Source organism: Pseudomonas sp. PB3P13 (genome assembly GCF_054897735.1).
Genome location: NZ_CM142702.1, coordinates 3707939 through 3724488, shown reverse-complemented (window position 1 = coordinate 3724488; position 16550 = coordinate 3707939). Strand labels below are relative to the sequence as shown.

Here is a 16550-nt window from a genome sequence, read left to right as displayed (position 1 = left end):
AGCACAGCGCTTACTTGCGATCTTCCAGCTTGGTGATATCACGCGACTCATAACCGGTATACAACTGACGCGGACGGCCAATCTTGTACGGGCTGGAGAGCATTTCCTTCCAGTGAGAAATCCAGCCAACCGTGCGTGCCAACGCGAAGATCACGGTGAACATGCTGGTCGGAATGCCGATGGCCTTGAGGATGATCCCCGAGTAGAAGTCGACGTTCGGGTACAGAGAACGTTCGATGAAGTACGGGTCGGTCAGCGCGATCTCTTCCAGGCGCATCGCCAGTTCGAGTTGCGGATCGTTCTGAATACCCAGCTCCTTCAACACTTCGTCGCAGGTCTGCTTCATCACCGTGGCGCGTGGGTCGCGGTTTTTGTAAACCCGGTGACCGAAGCCCATCAGCTTGAACGGATCGTTCTTGTCCTTGGCCTTGGCGATGTACGTGTCGATGTTCGACACATCGCCAATCTCGTCAAGCATGGTCAGAACGGCCTCGTTCGCGCCGCCATGGGCAGGGCCCCACAGTGCAGCGATGCCGGCGGCGATGCAGGCGAACGGGTTGGCACCCGAAGAGCCGGCCAGGCGCACGGTGGAAGTCGATGCGTTCTGCTCGTGGTCGGCATGGAGGATGAAGATCCGGTCCATGGCCTTGGCGAGTACCGGACTGATCGGTTTGATCTCGCACGGCGTGTTGAACATCATGTGCAGGAAGTTTTCCGCGTACGTCAGGTCGTTGCGCGGGTACATCATGGGCTGGCCCATGGAGTACTTGTAAACCATGGCGGCCAGGGTCGGCATCTTGGCAACCAGGCGGATCGCGGAAATTTCGCGATGCTGCGGGTTATTGATGTCCAGGGAATCGTGGTAGAAGGCCGAGAGGGCACCGACTACACCGCACATGACGGCCATCGGGTGGGCGTCGCGGCGAAAGCCGTTGAAGAAGGTCTTCAGCTGCTCGTGGACCATGGTGTGGTTCTTCACGGTGCTGACGAACTGGGCCTTCTGTTCTGCGGTCGGCAATTCGCCGTTGAGCAGCAGATAGCAGGTTTCCAGGTAGTCCGACTTTTCAGCCAGCTGTTCGATCGGGTAGCCGCGGTGCAGCAGGATGCCGTTGTCGCCGTCGATATAGGTGATCTTCGATTCGCAGGAAGCGGTCGACATGAAACCAGGGTCAAAGGTGAAACGGCCCGTGGTCGTAAGACCCCGAACATCGATAACGTCGGGACCAACGGTGCCGGTTAAAATCGGCAGCTCGACGGGGGCTGCGCCCTCGATGATCAACTGCGCTTTTTTGTCAGCCATGTGGCCTCCTATTTATGCTTCAAATCATCAGACAGACCCCCCACGCAGGGCCCGCACCACTATAGTGAGATAAATTCGAATGTCAATTTGCCTAAAGTCTTGCTCCAGAAGGCTTTAACCGCACTTTTTCCTCGAAATTGCCCGCCATTTACGCCTTTTATTCAACTTGTGCAATCCGCTATTAGGGGAAGGTGAACGCGTTGTCATTAGTAGCCTAACTGTCTATACTCGGCCACCGACCGCCAGGGGCTTTTGGGCCTGCTTTATTGGGGGTCGCATCCCTGGGTGGTGGTTACCTGACCAGTGCACTCCCCAACAACTTTGCCCTGATTGTTAGGGGCTCTTCAGTGTGAAAAAAAGCCGTGAATAGCCAACGACCTGTAAACCTAGACCTAAGGACCATCAAACTCCCCATCACCGGCGTTACGTCGTTTCTTCACCGTGTTTCCGGCATCATCCTCTTCCTGGGCCTTGGCTTCATGCTTTATGCATTGGGCAAATCCCTGGGTTCCGAGGAAGGTTTTGCCGACGTGAAGGCAACCTTGACCAGTCCGCTGGCCAAGTTCGTAGCATGGGGCCTGCTGTCCTCCCTTCTGTATCATCTGGTTGCCGGTGTGCGCCATCTGATCATGGACATGGGCATCGGCGAGACGCTGGAAGGCGGCAAGCTGGGCTCGAAAATCATTATCGCCGTGTCTGCGGTGTTGATCGTTCTGGCGGGAGTTTGGATATGGTAACCAGCGTTACGAACCTGTCGCGTTCAGGCCTCTACGACTGGATGGCGCAGCGTGTGTCTGCGGTCGTTCTCGCGGCTTATTTCATCTTCCTGATCGGATACCTCGTTGCGAACCCTGGCATTGGTTACGACCAATGGCATGCATTGTTCGCCCACAACGGAATGCGCATCTTCAGTCTGCTGTCCCTTGTGGCCCTGGGCGCTCACGCCTGGGTCGGCATGTGGACCATCGCGACCGACTACCTGACGCCAATGGCGCTGGGCAAGTCCGCGACTGCAGTACGTTTCCTTTTCCAGGCAGTATGCGGCATTGCGATGTTCGCCTACTTCGTCTGGGGTGTGCAGATTCTCTGGGGTATCTGATTCATGGCTAACATTCCAACGATTTCATTCGACGCCATCATTATTGGTGGTGGCGGTGCCGGCATGCGCGCAGCGCTGCAACTGGCGCAAGGCGGTCACAAGACTGCCGTGATCACCAAGGTTTTCCCAACCCGTTCGCACACCGTTTCGGCTCAGGGTGGCATCACGTGCGCCATCGCTTCGGCAGATCCAAACGACGACTGGCGCTGGCACATGTACGATACCGTCAAGGGTTCCGACTACATCGGTGACCAGGACGCTATCGAATACATGTGTCAGGAAGGTCCGGCTGCAGTTTTCGAACTGGACCACATGGGCCTGCCGTTCTCCCGTACCGAACAGGGCCGCATCTACCAGCGTCCGTTCGGCGGTCAGTCTAAGGACTACGGTAAAGGTGGTCAGGCTGCCCGTACCTGCGCCGCTTCCGACCGTACCGGTCACGCGCTGCTGCACACCCTTTATCAGGGCAACCTGAAAGCCGGCACCACGTTCCTCAACGAGTACTACGCAGTCGATCTGGTGAAGAACCAGGAAGGCGCGTTCGTTGGTGTGATCGCGATCTGCATCGAAACCGGTGAAACCAGCTACATCCGCGCCAAGGCCACCGTTCTGGCTACCGGCGGTGCCGGTCGTATCTACGCGTCCACCACCAACGCCCTGATCAACACCGGTGACGGCGTCGGCATGGCGCTGCGTGCTGGCGTGCCGGTGCAGGACATCGAAATGTGGCAGTTCCACCCGACCGGCATCGCCGGCGCCGGTGTACTGGTTACCGAAGGTTGCCGTGGTGAAGGCGGTTACCTGATCAACAAGCACGGCGAGCGTTTCATGGAGCGTTATGCTCCGAACGCCAAAGACCTTGCTGGCCGTGACGTAGTTGCCCGTTCGATGGTTAAAGAGATCATTGCCGGCAACGGCTGCGGTCCGAACGGCGACCACGTGATGCTCAAACTCGACCACCTGGGCGAGGAAGTGCTGCACAGCCGTCTGCCAGGCATCTGCGAACTGTCCAAGACATTTGCTCACGTTGACCCGGTGGTTGCTCCGGTTCCTGTGGTTCCGACCTGCCACTACATGATGGGCGGCGTGCCGACCAACATTCACGGTCAGGCGATCACCCAGGGCGACGACGGCGTTGACGCCATCATCCCGGGCCTGTTCGCGGTAGGTGAAGTGGCCTGCGTATCGGTTCACGGCGCCAACCGTCTGGGCGGCAACTCGTTGCTCGACCTGGTAGTGTTCGGTCGTGCGGCCGGTCTGCACCTGGAAAAAGCGTTGACCGACGGCATCGAATACGATGACGCCACCGACGCCGACATCAATGCCGCACTGGCGCGTCTGTCCGCTCTGAACGAGCGCACCACTGGTGAAGACGTGGCAACCCTGCGCCGCGAGCTGCAAAGCTGCATGCAGAACTACTTCGGTGTATTCCGTACCGGCGAATACATGCAGAAGGGTATTGCCCAGCTGGCCGATCTGCGCGTGCGCATCGCCAACGTCAAGATCAACGACAAGTCCCAGGCTTTCAACACTGCTCGTATCGAAGCGCTGGAACTGCAAAACCTGCTGGAAGTGGCTGAAGCAACCGCCATTGCCGCCGAAGTGCGTAAAGAGTCCCGTGGTGCTCACGCCCGCGAAGACTTCGAAGATCGCGACGACGAAAACTGGCTGTGCCACACCCTGTACTTCCCGGGTGACAAGCGCGTGACCAAGCGTGCCGTGAACTTCTCGCCGAAGACGGTTCCGACTTTTGAACCCAAGATTCGGACTTATTAAGGGTGGCCGCCATGTTGAAAGTCAGTGTTTATCGCTACAACCCTGATCAGGACGCCGCGCCGTTCATGCAGGAATTCGAGGTCGATACCGGTGGTAAAGACCTGATGGTGCTGGACGTGCTGGCCTTGATCAAAGAGCAGGACGAAGGTTTCTCCTATCGTCGCTCCTGCCGTGAAGGTGTTTGCGGTTCCGACGGCATGAACATCAACGGCAAGAACGGTCTGGCCTGCGTCACGCCACTGTCTGCCGTTGTAAAAGGCAACAAGTTGATCGTTCGTCCGCTGCCAGGTCTGCCGATCATCCGTGACCTCGTCGTCGATATGAGCATCTTCTACAAGCAATACGAGAAGGTGAAACCTTACCTGCAGAACGATTCGCCGGCTCCGGCCATCGAGCGCCTGCAGTCCCCGGAAGAGCGTGAAAAGCTCGACGGTCTGTACGAGTGCATTCTGTGCGCTTGCTGCTCGACCTCGTGCCCGTCCTTCTGGTGGAACCCGGACAAATTCCTGGGCCCGGCCGCTCTGCTGCAAGCGTATCGCTTCCTGGCAGACAGCCGCGACACCAAGACGTCCGAGCGTCTGGCTTCGCTGGATGACCCGTTCAGCGTATTCCGCTGCCGCGGGATCATGAACTGCGTCAACGTATGTCCCAAAGGCCTGAACCCGACTAAGGCCATTGGTCACATCCGTAACATGCTGCTGCAAAGCGGCGTGTGATTCGGCTGCTTCAACCGCTGTACCCGTAGATGCTGCGGCGCAGGCTTCAACCGGCGCCGTAGTTTTAACCTGAGCAGCAGCTTGCAAAGCGGCGGCTCTTATTTTGAAGAAATGAGACAAGCAGGGGCATCCGGGCTGGTACCCGGACTATCAGCGTGATCCTAGGTGGCTTGTTTTAGTCGCTGCATTCGGACTTCTGCAAGTTTGCTCGGTGTCGACGCCGGTGGTGTTCCCCTAACCGAGGGTGACCAAGCATGCAAGAAAGCGTGATGCAGCGCATGTGGAACAGCGCCTACCTGTCCGGTAGTAATGCTGCCTATGTGGAAGAGCTTTACGAGCTCTACCTGCACGACCCTAACGCTGTGCCAGAAGAGTGGCGCACCTACTTCCAGAAGTTGCCCGCCGACGGCAACTCTGCCACCGATGTTTCGCACTCCACAATTCGCGACCATTTCGTCTTGCTGGCAAAGAACCAGCGCCGCGCCCAACCGGTTTCCGCCGGCAGCGTGAGCAGTGAGCACGAGAAGAAGCAAGTTGAAGTGCTGCGATTGATCCAGGCCTACCGTATGCGTGGCCACCAGGCAGCCCAGCTTGATCCGCTGGGGCTGTGGCGGCGTCCTGCACCTGCAGACCTGTCAATCAATCATTACGGCTTGACCAATGCCGATCTTGATACGACCTTCCGTGCCGGCGACCTGTTCATCGGCAAAGAGGAGGCGAGCCTACGCGAAATTCACGAAGCGTTGCAGCAGACATATTGCCGCACCATCGGCGCTGAATTCACGCACATCACCGATTCCGAGCAGCGCCAGTGGTTCCAGCAGCGTCTGGAAAGCGTACGCGGCCGACCGACTTACTCCGCCGACGTCAAGAGCCACCTGCTCGAGCGCGTCACCGCCGGCGAGGGTCTGGAGAAATACCTGGGTACCAAATACCCGGGTACCAAGCGTTTCGGTCTGGAAGGCGGCGAGAGCCTGATTCCGATGCTCGACGAGTTGATCCAGCGTTCCGGCTCGTACGGCACCAAGGAAATCGTCATCGGCATGGCCCACCGTGGCCGGCTCAACGTACTGGTCAACACCTTCGGCAAGAACCCGCGCGAGCTGTTCGACGAGTTCGAAGGCAAGAAGAAGGTCGAGCTGGGTTCCGGTGACGTCAAGTATCACCAGGGCTTCTCGTCCAACGTGATGACCACCGGCGGTGAAGTTCACCTGGCCATGGCATTCAACCCGTCCCACCTGGAGATCGTTTCCCCGGTGGTCGAGGGGTCGGTGCGCGCTCGTCAGGATCGTCGTAACGACCCGACCGGCGAGAAAGTGCTGCCAATCTCCATCCACGGTGACGCGGCATTCGCCGGTCAGGGCGTGGTGATGGAAACCTTCCAGATGTCGCAAACCCGCGGTTTCAAAACCGGCGGCACTGTGCACATCGTGATCAACAACCAGGTCGGTTTCACCATCAGCAACCCGCTCGACTCGCGCTCCACCGAGTACGCCACCGACGTTGCGAAAATGATTCAGGCACCGATTCTCCATGTGAATGGCGATGATCCGGAAGCCGTGTTGTTCGTGACCCAGCTGGCCATTGACTACCGTATGCAGTTCAAGCGTGACGTGGTGATTGACCTGGTCTGCTACCGTCGTCGCGGCCACAACGAGGCCGACGAGCCGAGTGGCACCCAGCCGATCATGTATCAGCAGATCACCAAGCAGCGCACCACCCGTGAGCTGTACGCCGATCGTCTGACCCAGGGCGGTGTGCTGGATGCCGAGCGTGTTCAGGCGAAAGTCGACGAATACCGCAACGCGCTCGACAACGGTCTGCATGTTGTAAAAAGCCTGGTCAAAGAGCCGAACAAAGAGTTGTTCGTGGACTGGCGTCCGTATCTGGGCCACGCCTGGACCGCGCGTCACGACACTCGCTTTGACCTGAAGACCTTGCAGGAACTGTCTGCCAGGCTGCTGGAAATTCCGGAAGGCTTCGTGGTTCAGCGCCAGGTTTCGAAAATCTACGAAGACCGTCAGAAGATGCAAGCCGGCGGCCTGCCGATCAACTGGGGTTACGCCGAAACCATGGCGTACGCGACCCTGGCGTTCGAAGGTCATCCGATTCGCATGACGGGTCAGGACATCGGTCGCGGCACGTTCTCGCACCGTCACGCTGTCTTGCACAACCAGAAAGACGCGGGCACCTACATCCCGCTGCAGAACCTGTACAAAGGCCAGCCACGTTTCGATCTGTACGACTCGTTCCTGTCTGAAGAAGCGGTTCTGGCGTTCGAATACGGTTACTCGACCACCACGCCTGAGGCGCTGGTGATCTGGGAAGCCCAGTTCGGCGACTTCGCCAACGGTGCACAGGTGGTGATCGACCAGTTCATCACCAGTGGCGAGCACAAGTGGGGCCGTCTTTGCGGTCTGACCATGCTGCTGCCGCACGGTTATGAAGGTCAGGGTCCGGAGCACTCTTCGGCACGTCTGGAGCGTTACCTGCAGTTGTGCGCCGAGCACAACATTCAGGTAGCCGTGCCGACCACGCCGGCTCAGATCTACCACTTGCTGCGTCGTCAGGTGATTCGTCCGCTGCGCAAGCCGCTGATCGTGCTGACACCGAAGTCGCTGTTGCGTCACAAGCTGGCCGTGTCGACCCTGGAAGATCTGGCTGAAGGTTCTTTCCAGACCGTGATCCCGGAAATCGATGCACTGGACCCGAGCAAGGTCGAGCGCGTTGTTCTGTGCAGCGGCAAGGTCTACTACGACCTGCTGGAAAAACGCCGTGCCGAAGGTCGTGATGACATCGCCATCGTGCGTATCGAGCAGCTGTACCCATTCCCTGAGGACGACTTGAACGAAGTCCTGGCTCCGTACACCAATCTCAAACATATCGTTTGGTGTCAGGAAGAGCCGATGAACCAGGGTGCGTGGTACTGCAGCCAACACCACATGCGCCGCATCGTTGGCAATCACAACAAGTCGCTCGTACTCGAATACGCCGGCCGTGATGCTTCTGCTGCACCTGCCTGTGGTTATGCATCGATGCACGCTGAGCAGCAGGAAAAACTGCTGCAAGACGCCTTTACTGTTTAACGCCTTCGCGCACCTGAAACCGAATTTAAGGACCCACAGATAATGGCTATCGAAATCAAAGCCCCCACTTTCCCGGAATCGGTTGCCGACGGCACCGTGGCGACCTGGCACAAACAACCGGGCGACGCCGTCAAGCGTGACGACCTGATCGTCGATATCGAAACCGACAAGGTTGTGCTGGAAGTGCTGGCGACTGCTGACGGCGTGCTGGGCGCTATCGTCAAGAATGAAGGCGATACCGTCCTGTCCGACGAAGTCCTGGGCTCGATCGAAGCGGGCGGCGCTGCTGCCGCTCCGACTGCCGCTGCACCGGCCGCTGCGCAAGCCGCCGCTCCAGCCGCTGCTGGCGAAGGCGAAGACGATCCTGTTGCGGCACCGGCTGCCCGCAAGCTGGCTGAAGAAAACGGCATCAACATCGCTTCCGTTTCCGGCACTGGCAAAGGTGGTCGTGTCACCAAGGAAGACGTGGTTGCTGCTGTTGCTGCGAAGAAATCCGCTCCTGCTGCTGCGCCTGCCAAGGCTGCTGCGCCGGCTGCCGCTGCTCCTGTGTTCGCTGCCGGCGACCGCATCGAGAAGCGCGTACCGATGACCCGCGTACGGGCCACCGTTGCCAAGCGTCTGGTTGAAGCTCAATCGAACATGGCGATGCTGACCACCTTCAACGAAGTCGACATGACCGAAGTCATGGCCCTGCGTTCGAAGTACAAGGACCTGTTCGAGAAGTCCCACAACGGCGTACGCCTGGGCTTCATGTCGTTCTTCGTGAAAGCGGCCACCGAAGCTTTGAAACGCTTCCCGGCGGTCAACGCGTCGATCGACGGTGCCGACATCGTTTACCACGGTTACGCCGACGTCGGTGTTGCCGTGTCCAGCGATCGCGGCCTGGTCGTACCGGTTCTGCGTAACGCCGAACTGATGAGCCTGGCTGAAATCGAAGGCGGCATCGCCACCTTCGGCAAGAAGGCGCGTGACGGCAAACTGTCCATGGACGAAATGACCGGCGGCACGTTCACCATCACCAACGGTGGTACCTTCGGTTCGATGATGTCTACCCCGATCGTCAACCCGCCGCAAGCCGCTATCCTGGGCATGCACAACATTCTGCAGCGTCCCATGGCGATCAACGGTCAGGTCGTTATCCGTCCGATGATGTACCTGGCTCTGTCCTACGATCACCGTCTGATCGATGGCAAAGAAGCTGTGACCTTCCTGGTTACCATCAAGAACCTGCTGGAAGACCCGGCTCGTCTTCTGTTGGATATCTAAAAAGCAGCTGCAAGCTGCAAGCTTCAAGCCCCGAGCTCAAGCCGAGTGAGTGGGCTTTGAGCAAGCAGCTTGCGGCTTGAAGCTCGCTGCTAAAAGGGAACCTTTTTCATGACTCAGAAATTTGACGTAGTAGTGATCGGCGCTGGCCCTGGCGGCTATGTGGCTGCCATCAAAGCGGCCCAGTTGGGTCTGACCACTGCCTGCATCGAGAAGTACACCGATGCTGAAGGCAAACAAGCCTTGGGCGGCACTTGCCTGAACGTAGGCTGCATTCCTTCCAAGGCGCTGCTGGACAGCTCCTGGAAATACAAGGAAGCCAAAGAAAGCTTCAACGTTCACGGTATCTCGACCGGCGAAGTAAAAATGGACGTCGCTGCGATGGTTGGCCGTAAAGCTGGCATCGTCAAGAACCTGACCGGCGGCGTCGCCACCCTGTTCAAGGCCAACGGCGTTACTTCGATCCAGGGCCACGGCAAACTGCTGGCAGGCAAGAGAGTTGAAGTCACCAAGCCGGACGGCTCGGTGGAAGTCATCGAAGCCGAAAACGTCATCCTGGCACCAGGTTCGCGTCCGATCGACATTCCACCGGCTCCGGTCGACCAGAAAGTAATCGTTGATTCGACTGGCGCACTGGAATTCCAGACCGTGCCCAAGCGTCTGGGCGTGATCGGTGCTGGCGTGATCGGTCTGGAACTGGGTTCGGTGTGGTCGCGTCTCGGTGCAGAAGTGGTTGTTCTGGAAGCGCTGGACACCTTCCTGATGGCCGCCGACGCAGCCGTTTCCAAGGAAGCGCTGAAAACCCTGACCAAACAGGGTCTGGACATCAAATTGGGCGCTCGTGTGACCGGCTCGAAAGTGAACGGCGACGAAGTCGTTGTGAGCTACACCGATGCCAACGGCGAGCAGACCATCACGTTCGACAGGCTGATCGTAGCCGTTGGTCGCCGTCCGGTGACCACTGATCTGTTGGCCTCTGACTGCGGCGTTGAGATCGACGAGCGCGGTTTCATTGCTGTCGACGATCAGTGCAAGACCGCTGTACCGGGTGTTTTCGCCATTGGCGACGTCGTGCGTGGCATGATGCTGGCTCACAAAGCCTCGGAAGAAGGCATCATGGTCGTCGAGCGCATCAAGGGCCACAAAGCCCAGATGAACTATGATTTGATCCCGTCTGTTATTTATACTCACCCGGAAATCGCGTGGGTCGGCAAAACCGAGCAGGCCTTGAAGGCCGAAGGCGTTGAAGTTAACGTTGGCACCTTCCCGTTCGCAGCCAGTGGCCGTGCCATGGCAGCCAACGATACCGGCGGTTTCGTCAAAGTCATTGCCGATGCCAAGACTGATCGCGTACTGGGCGTCCACGTGATTGGCCCGAGCGCTGCAGAACTGGTTCAGCAAGGCGCGATCGGTATGGAATTCGGCACCAGCGCTGAAGACTTGGGCATGATGGTTTTCTCCCATCCGACCCTGTCTGAAGCCTTGCACGAAGCAGCTTTGGCAGTGAATGGCGGCGCCATCCACGTCGCCAACCGCAAGAAGCGTTAAGACACAATAAGAAACCACGGCGGTATGGCCCGTCGTGAGCCTTGCATGCAAAGCTCACCGCGGAATATCCGCTGGACGCGGCCTTGTGTAGCTGCACCGGTTGTCCGGAAAGGCTACGCAAGCAGCAGTCACAGGTGGTGCGGCACTTCAACAAGTGCAGCACCGAATGCGCAGTACCTAACGAAGACGGTAATAAGCATGAATCTTCACGAGTATCAGGGTAAGCAGCTGTTCGCTGAATACGGCCTGCCAGTTTCGACCGGTTACGCAGTAGACACTCCGGAAGCAGCAGCAGAAGCGTGCGACAAGATCGGCGGCAGCGAGTGGGTTGTAAAAGCCCAGGTTCACGCCGGTGGTCGCGGTAAAGCGGGCGGCGTAAAGCTGGTTCGTAGCAGAGAAGACGCCAAAGCATTCGCACAGCAGTGGCTGGGCAAGCGTCTGGTGACTTACCAGACTGACGCCAATGGTCAGCCAGTCACCAAGATCCTGGTTGAATCGTGCACTGATATCGCTAAAGAGCTGTACCTGGGCGCTGTCGTTGACCGTTCGAGCCGTCGCATTGTGTTCATGGCTTCCACCGAAGGTGGCGTGGACATCGAGAAAATCGCTCACGATACTCCTGAGAAAATTCTCAAGGCCACCATCGATCCACTGGTTGGCGCTCAGCCATTCCAGGGTCGCGAGCTGGCTTTCCAGCTGGGTCTGGAAGGCAAGCAGGTTGCCCAGTTCGCCAAGATCTTCGTAGGTCTGGCCAAGCTGTTCAAGGATCACGACCTGGCTCTGCTGGAAGTGAACCCGCTGGTGATCAAGGCTGACGGCGATCTGCATTGCCTCGACGCCAAGATCAACATCGACGCCAACGCCATGTACCGTCAGCCCAAGCTGAAGACTTTCCACGATCCGTCGCAAGACGATCCGCGCGAAGCGCACGCTGGCAAGTTCGAACTGAACTACGTAGCGCTGGAAGGCAACATTGGTTGCATGGTCAACGGTGCTGGCCTGGCCATGGGTACCATGGACATCGTCAACCTGCATGGCGGCAAACCAGCCAACTTCCTCGACGTGGGCGGCGGTGCTACCAAAGAACGCGTTACCGAAGCGTTCAAGATCATCCTGTCCGACACTAACGTCGCTGCAGTACTGGTCAACATCTTCGGCGGCATCGTTCGTTGCGACATGATTGCCGAAGGCATCATCGGTGCAGTGAAAGAAGTCGGCGTGAAAATCCCGGTTGTTGTTCGCCTTGAAGGCAACAACGCTGAGCTGGGCGCTAAAGTACTGGCAGAAAGCGGTTTGAATATCATCGCTGCAACCAGCCTGACCGACGCTGCTCAACAAGTCGTTAAAGCTGCGGAGGGCAAATAATGAGCGTCCTGATCAATAAAGACACCAAAGTTATCTGCCAGGGTATTACCGGTTCGCAAGGTAGTTTCCACACCCAGCAAGCTATCGAGTACGGCACCAAGATGGTGGGTGGCGTAACGCCGGGCAAGGGCGGCACCGAGCACCTGGGTCTGCCAGTGTTCAACACCGTGAAAGACGCTGTAGAAAAAACTGGCGCCACCGCCAGCGTAATCTACGTTCCGGCTCCTTTCTGCAAGGACTCCATCCTTGAAGCAGCTTTCGGCGGCATCAAGCTGATCGTCTGCATCACTGAAGGCATTCCTACCCTGGATATGCTGGATGCCAAGGTCAAGTGTGACGAACTGGGCGTAGTCCTGATCGGTCCTAACTGCCCAGGCGTGATCACTCCAGGCGAATGCAAGATCGGCATCATGCCAGGTCACATTCACTTGCCAGGCAAGGTCGGTATCGTTTCCCGTTCCGGCACCCTGACCTACGAAGCTGTGAAGCAGACCACTGACGCCGGTTTCGGTCAGTCGACTTGCGTTGGCATCGGCGGTGACCCGATCCCGGGTTCGAACTTCATCGACATCCTGAAGCTGTTCCAGGAAGACCCGAAGACCGAGGCGATCGTGATGATCGGTGAGATCGGCGGTTCGGCGGAAGAAGAAGCGGCTGCCTACATCAAGGCACACGTGACCAAGCCGGTTGTTTCCTACATCGCTGGTGTGACTGCTCCTCCAGGCAAGCGCATGGGCCATGCTGGCGCAATCATCTCCGGCGGCAAGGGCACTGCAGACGAGAAGTTTGCTGCCCTGGAAGACGCAGGCGTTAAAACCGTGCGTTCGCTGGCAGATATCGGCAAGGCTTTGTCCGAGCTGACCGGTTGGGCTGTCAAGTAAGCCTCGCGCTTGGCTGACACTTCACCAGGCAAAGGCCACCTTCGGGTGGCCTTTTTCGATTTTGGAACCGAGCTCTCCACAGGGCTGTTGTGGCGAGGGGATTTATCCCCGTTCGGCTGCGCAGCAGTCGTGAAATCAGCAATGCGGTGCCTGATGCTCCGCATGCGATGGTTCTGGGGTCGCTTCGCTATCCCACGGGGATAAATCCCCTCGCCACAGAATTCTGCGCAGGTAAATTTATTATGTAAATGCGACACGGAAATGTCGCAGATCGGAATGTTCGCCCTCTAACAGTGCGTTTGGCGTGCAAATTCGTTAGGCTAGCCGCCATTTTTGCGTCTGCATCCCACAAGGAAGCTTCGCGCTAAGGGTCGATCCTATGCGGATCGACAGCATTTCCCTCACCCCTCAGGGAAATCCCTCTCTAAATTCCGATTCAGTAGTGTGGTATTTCCCTAATGAAAGTGTTGAAAGGTCAGGACATCCTGGCACTTGGTTTTATGACGTTTGCCCTGTTCGTCGGGGCTGGCAACATCATCTTCCCGCCTATCGTCGGTTTGCAGTCCGGGCCTCACGTCTGGATGGCGGCGTTGGGCTTTCTGATCACTGCGGTCGGTCTGCCGGTGATCACCGTGGTGGCGCTGGCTAAAGTCGGCGGCGCCATGGATGCCTTGAGCAGCCCGATCGGCAAGGTAGCTGGCGGCGTACTGGCGGCGGCATGTTACCTGGCAGTCGGACCGTTGTTTGCCACACCGCGCACTGCGACCGTATCGTTCGAAGTCGGCCTGGCGCCGCTGACTGGCGAAAGCCCGCTGGCGCTGTTCCTGTATAGCGCCGTGTATTTCCTGCTGGTGTTCTTTATCTCGCTGTATCCAGGACGGTTGCTGGATACCGTAGGACGTTTCCTTGCGCCGCTGAAGATTATTGCCCTCGCGATGCTCGGCATTGCGGCGTTCGTGTTGCCGGCCGGTGATAGTGGCGTGGCCACGCCGGAATACGTCGCCGCACCGTTTTCCCAGGGTTTCATCAATGGTTACCTGACCATGGATACCCTCGGAGCGCTGGTGTTCGGCATTGTCATCGTCAACGCCATTCGCTCGCGCGGTGTCGAGTCGCCGGCGCTGATTACCCGTTACGCGATCATCGCCGGGTTGATCGCCGGTGTCGGTCTGGCGTTGGTGTATGTCAGCCTGTTCCGCCTGGGTTCGGGCAGCCATGAAGTGGCTGCTGGCGCTACCAACGGCGCGGCGGTGTTACACGCTTATGTTCAACACACCTTCGGCTCGCTGGGCAGCGGTTTCCTTGCAGTATTGATTTCGCTGGCGTGTCTGGTGACAGCGGTAGGCCTGACCTGTGCTTGCGCCGAGTACTTCAGCCGTGTGCTGCCGCTGTCCTACAAGACCTTGGTCATCATTCTCGCCGCGTTTTCCCTGCTGGTGTCCAACCTGGGCCTCACCAACCTGATCGCCTTCTCGATCCCGGTGCTGACAGCGATCTATCCGCCGTGCATCGCGCTGGTAGCTCTGAGCTTCTGCAAGGATTTCTGGAATGAACAGGGACGCATCGTCGGTCCGGTGATGCTGGTTTCGTTCATCTTCGGTCTGATCGATGCGCTCAAAGGCGCGGGCCTGGCCGGCTGGATGCCTGCTCAACTCATGAACCTGCCGCTGAGCGAGCAGGGCCTGGCGTGGCTGGTGCCATCGGTCATGACGCTGGTGCTCGCGGTGATCTGCGATCGTCTGCTGGGCAAGCGCGAAGAAGCATTGGCTTAAGCTGCTTTTCGGCCCGTCACAAGCGGGCTTCCAGCAGATAAGGAAATGCCCCGTATCAATCGATACGGGGCATTTTTTATGGGCGTGATGCGGTGTCTTTTCTCTTAAGCTAACGTTGGACGTTGCGAAAACCCAATCCGGGAGCGAGCCTGCTCGCGAACAGCGCTTACATTCAACATCTCTGTTAACGGACACCACTCTGGCGAGTAAGCTCGCTCCCACACAGTTTCGGTTTCGCGCTGACATCTCAAAAGGACCCGCATGTCGTTCATCCAAGCCAACCTGATCCACATCCTTGCCGCTGTCTGGTTCGTCATCTGCTGGGGCGGCTATACCCGATACGCGACGTGGAAGGGCCGCGACACGGCGTGCCTGGCCAGTGTGTTGCACCTGTACCGGGAAGACTGGATGCGTCGCATGCTCCTGCGCGATAACCGCATCGCCGATGCCAGCGTGGTGGGCAATCTGGAACGCAACGCCTCGTTCTTCGCCTCCAGCACATTGATCATTCTTGCCGGTATTCTGACCGTGCTCGGTGCGTCCGAACGGGCGGTGTCGCTGTTGGCGGATATCCCCATGGTGCAGCAAGCATCCCAAGGCATGTCGCAAATCAAGTTGCTATGCCTTGCGCTGGTGTTCGTCTATGCGTTCTTCACCTTTAGCTGGTGCATGCGTCAGTACAATTTCGCGGCGATTCTGATCGGCTCGGCGCCGATGGTCGGAGAGCGCCACGTATCCGAGCAAGAGCGTAAAGCGTTCGCCGCCCGTGCCGCGCGGGTCATCTCCATGGCGGCCAACCAGTTCAACTTCGGCCTTCGCGCCTATTATTTCGGCATGACCATGCTGGCCTGGTTCGTCAGCCCCTGGCTGTTCATGTTGATGAGTGCCGGCGTTGTACTGGTGCTGTATCGCCGCGAGTTTCATTCCGATGTTCTCGACGTTATGGTCTATACCCCTACAGAGGCACCCTTGCCCGACGCAAACAAAGAGGCAGTTTGATGAGTATTCCGTTCTGGTGTGTGTTTATCAGTGCTTTGCTGATCTATGTGGCCCGTATGCCGGTGGCCAAGGCGATGAAAGAGCAGGGTGGTTACAACAATCACCTGCCACGACAGCAACAGGCGCAACTGACTGGCTTCGGAGCGCGAGCGCTGGCGGCGCATCAGAACAGTATTGAGGCGTTCATGTTGTTTGCAGTGGGAGTATTGATGGCTCACACCACGCAAACGGCCGGCTGGCTGATTGATACGCTGGCAATCATCTTCGTGATTGCGCGGGTGATTTACCTGCTGTGCTATTGGGCCGATCTGGCCTGGCAACGCAGTCTGGTCTGGCTGGTTGGGCTGGTGTGTTCTCTGCTATTGATGATTAGTCCGACTTTTAGAACTATTTTGCTCTAACGCCTACTTCAAAAAAGTGCAGGCAAAAATCACAGGCAAAAGAAAACCCGCACTTGGCGGGTTTCCTTTATCACGCGCTAAAAACCGTATTAGTTTTTAGGCGCTTCTTTTGCAGCTGCTTCGTTCGCTTCAGCCTGAGCTTTGGCAGCTTCGGCGTTTTCTTTCGCAGCGTCGTTCACTTTATCCTGAGCTTTGTTCATATCTTGCTGAGCCTGCTCAGCATGTTCGGCGGCATCTTGAGCTTTGTCCTCGGATTTTTTATCGCAGGCAGCGAGACCGAGGGAAGCGGTCAACATCAAGGCAATAGCAAAAGTCTTACGCATGGGGTGTATCTCCTTATGGAA

General features: G+C 57.9%; 14 protein-coding genes. 12 read left to right on the top strand and 2 right to left on the bottom strand.

What is annotated here, in order from left to right:
- Window positions 1-10: 10 nt before the first annotated feature.
- Window positions 11-1300 carry a citrate synthase gene (gene gltA, locus ACYZT1_RS17145; RefSeq protein ID WP_462015872.1) on the bottom strand — a complete coding sequence of 430 codons (1290 nt, stop codon included), beginning with the start codon at window positions 1298-1300 and terminating at the stop codon, window positions 11-13.
- 362 nt (window positions 1301-1662) lie between these two features.
- On the opposite strand from gltA, the gene sdhC reads away from it, so the two are divergent.
- From sdhC to ACYZT1_RS17085, 12 genes are all read left to right on the top strand, one after another.
- Window positions 1663-2037, top strand: a complete 375-nt coding sequence (gene sdhC / locus ACYZT1_RS17140) for a succinate dehydrogenase, cytochrome b556 subunit (RefSeq protein WP_028621700.1) — start codon at window positions 1663-1665, stop codon at window positions 2035-2037.
- On the top strand, window positions 2031-2399 hold the full coding sequence (gene sdhD, locus ACYZT1_RS17135; RefSeq protein ID WP_462015871.1) for a succinate dehydrogenase, hydrophobic membrane anchor protein: 369 nt from the start codon (window positions 2031-2033) through the stop codon (window positions 2397-2399). Before sdhC ends, sdhD begins: the two co-directional genes overlap by 7 nt.
- A 3-nt stretch (window positions 2400-2402) precedes the next feature.
- The gene (gene sdhA, locus ACYZT1_RS17130) at window positions 2403-4175 is read left to right on the top strand and encodes a succinate dehydrogenase flavoprotein subunit (protein ID WP_462015870.1); all 1773 of its coding nucleotides are present in this window, start codon (window positions 2403-2405) and stop codon (window positions 4173-4175) included.
- Window positions 4176-4186: 11 nt separating this feature from the next.
- A complete protein-coding gene (locus ACYZT1_RS17125; protein WP_028621697.1) occupies window positions 4187-4891 on the top strand; it encodes a succinate dehydrogenase iron-sulfur subunit in 705 nt (234 codons plus the stop codon).
- A gap of 254 nt (window positions 4892-5145) precedes the next feature.
- Window positions 5146-7977: a 2-oxoglutarate dehydrogenase E1 component gene (locus tag ACYZT1_RS17120; protein WP_462015869.1), complete on the top strand. Its 2832-nt coding sequence runs from the start codon at window positions 5146-5148 to the stop codon at window positions 7975-7977.
- A 42-nt stretch (window positions 7978-8019) separates the two neighbouring features.
- Window positions 8020-9243: a 2-oxoglutarate dehydrogenase complex dihydrolipoyllysine-residue succinyltransferase gene (gene odhB / locus ACYZT1_RS17115; protein ID WP_462015868.1), complete on the top strand. Its 1224-nt coding sequence runs from the start codon at window positions 8020-8022 to the stop codon at window positions 9241-9243.
- A 108-nt stretch (window positions 9244-9351) separates the two neighbouring features.
- Window positions 9352-10788 (top strand): dihydrolipoyl dehydrogenase, encoded by a 1437-nt coding sequence (lpdA, locus tag ACYZT1_RS17110; protein WP_462015867.1) that lies wholly within the window; start codon window positions 9352-9354, stop codon window positions 10786-10788.
- Window positions 10789-10986: 198 nt separating this feature from the next.
- Window positions 10987-12153 carry an ADP-forming succinate--CoA ligase subunit beta gene (gene sucC / locus ACYZT1_RS17105; RefSeq protein ID WP_462015866.1) on the top strand — a complete coding sequence of 389 codons (1167 nt, stop codon included), beginning with the start codon at window positions 10987-10989 and terminating at the stop codon, window positions 12151-12153.
- Window positions 12153-13034 (top strand): succinate--CoA ligase subunit alpha, encoded by an 882-nt coding sequence (gene sucD, locus ACYZT1_RS17100; protein ID WP_462015865.1) that lies wholly within the window; start codon window positions 12153-12155, stop codon window positions 13032-13034. The genes sucC and sucD overlap by 1 nt, the downstream gene beginning before the upstream one ends.
- 458 nt (window positions 13035-13492) lie before the next feature.
- Window positions 13493-14806 (top strand): branched-chain amino acid transport system II carrier protein, encoded by a 1314-nt coding sequence (gene brnQ / locus ACYZT1_RS17095; protein ID WP_462015864.1) that lies wholly within the window; start codon window positions 13493-13495, stop codon window positions 14804-14806.
- Between the two features lie 261 nt (window positions 14807-15067).
- Complete coding sequence (locus ACYZT1_RS17090; protein ID WP_462015863.1) at window positions 15068-15805, top strand: DUF599 domain-containing protein; 738 nt, start codon at window positions 15068-15070, stop codon at window positions 15803-15805.
- Window positions 15805-16206: an MAPEG family protein gene (locus tag ACYZT1_RS17085; protein ID WP_462015862.1), complete on the top strand. Its 402-nt coding sequence runs from the start codon at window positions 15805-15807 to the stop codon at window positions 16204-16206. Before ACYZT1_RS17090 ends, ACYZT1_RS17085 begins: the two co-directional genes overlap by 1 nt.
- Before the next feature lie 89 nt (window positions 16207-16295).
- On the opposite strand, the gene ACYZT1_RS17080 is transcribed toward ACYZT1_RS17085, so the two are convergent.
- Window positions 16296-16529 (bottom strand): hypothetical protein, encoded by a 234-nt coding sequence (locus ACYZT1_RS17080; RefSeq protein WP_462015861.1) that lies wholly within the window; start codon window positions 16527-16529, stop codon window positions 16296-16298.
- Window positions 16530-16550: the final 21 nt, after the last annotated feature.

Bases quoted from the DNA above. Each gene is read 5' to 3' on its own strand.
- sucC (WP_462015866.1), top strand. From the start codon at position 10,987: ATGAATCTTCACGAGTATCAGGGTAAGCAGCTGTTCGCTGAATACGGC.
- ACYZT1_RS17085 (WP_462015862.1), top strand. From the start codon at position 15,805: ATGAGTATTCCGTTCTGGTGTGTGTTTATCAGTGCTTTGCTGATCTAT.
- ACYZT1_RS17125 (WP_028621697.1), top strand. From the start codon at position 4,187: ATGTTGAAAGTCAGTGTTTATCGCTACAACCCTGATCAGGACGCCGCG.
- lpdA (WP_462015867.1), top strand. From the start codon at position 9,352: ATGACTCAGAAATTTGACGTAGTAGTGATCGGCGCTGGCCCTGGCGGC.
- sdhA (WP_462015870.1), top strand. From the start codon at position 2,403: ATGGCTAACATTCCAACGATTTCATTCGACGCCATCATTATTGGTGGT.
- gltA (WP_462015872.1), bottom strand. From the start codon at position 1,300: ATGGCTGACAAAAAAGCGCAGTTGATCATCGAGGGCGCAGCCCCCGTC.
- sdhD (WP_462015871.1), top strand. From the start codon at position 2,031: ATGGTAACCAGCGTTACGAACCTGTCGCGTTCAGGCCTCTACGACTGG.
- sucD (WP_462015865.1), top strand. From the start codon at position 12,153: ATGAGCGTCCTGATCAATAAAGACACCAAAGTTATCTGCCAGGGTATT.
- ACYZT1_RS17080 (WP_462015861.1), bottom strand. From the start codon at position 16,529: ATGCGTAAGACTTTTGCTATTGCCTTGATGTTGACCGCTTCCCTCGGT.
- ACYZT1_RS17120 (WP_462015869.1), top strand. From the start codon at position 5,146: ATGCAAGAAAGCGTGATGCAGCGCATGTGGAACAGCGCCTACCTGTCC.
- brnQ (WP_462015864.1), top strand. From the start codon at position 13,493: ATGAAAGTGTTGAAAGGTCAGGACATCCTGGCACTTGGTTTTATGACG.
- ACYZT1_RS17090 (WP_462015863.1), top strand. From the start codon at position 15,068: ATGTCGTTCATCCAAGCCAACCTGATCCACATCCTTGCCGCTGTCTGG.
- odhB (WP_462015868.1), top strand. From the start codon at position 8,020: ATGGCTATCGAAATCAAAGCCCCCACTTTCCCGGAATCGGTTGCCGAC.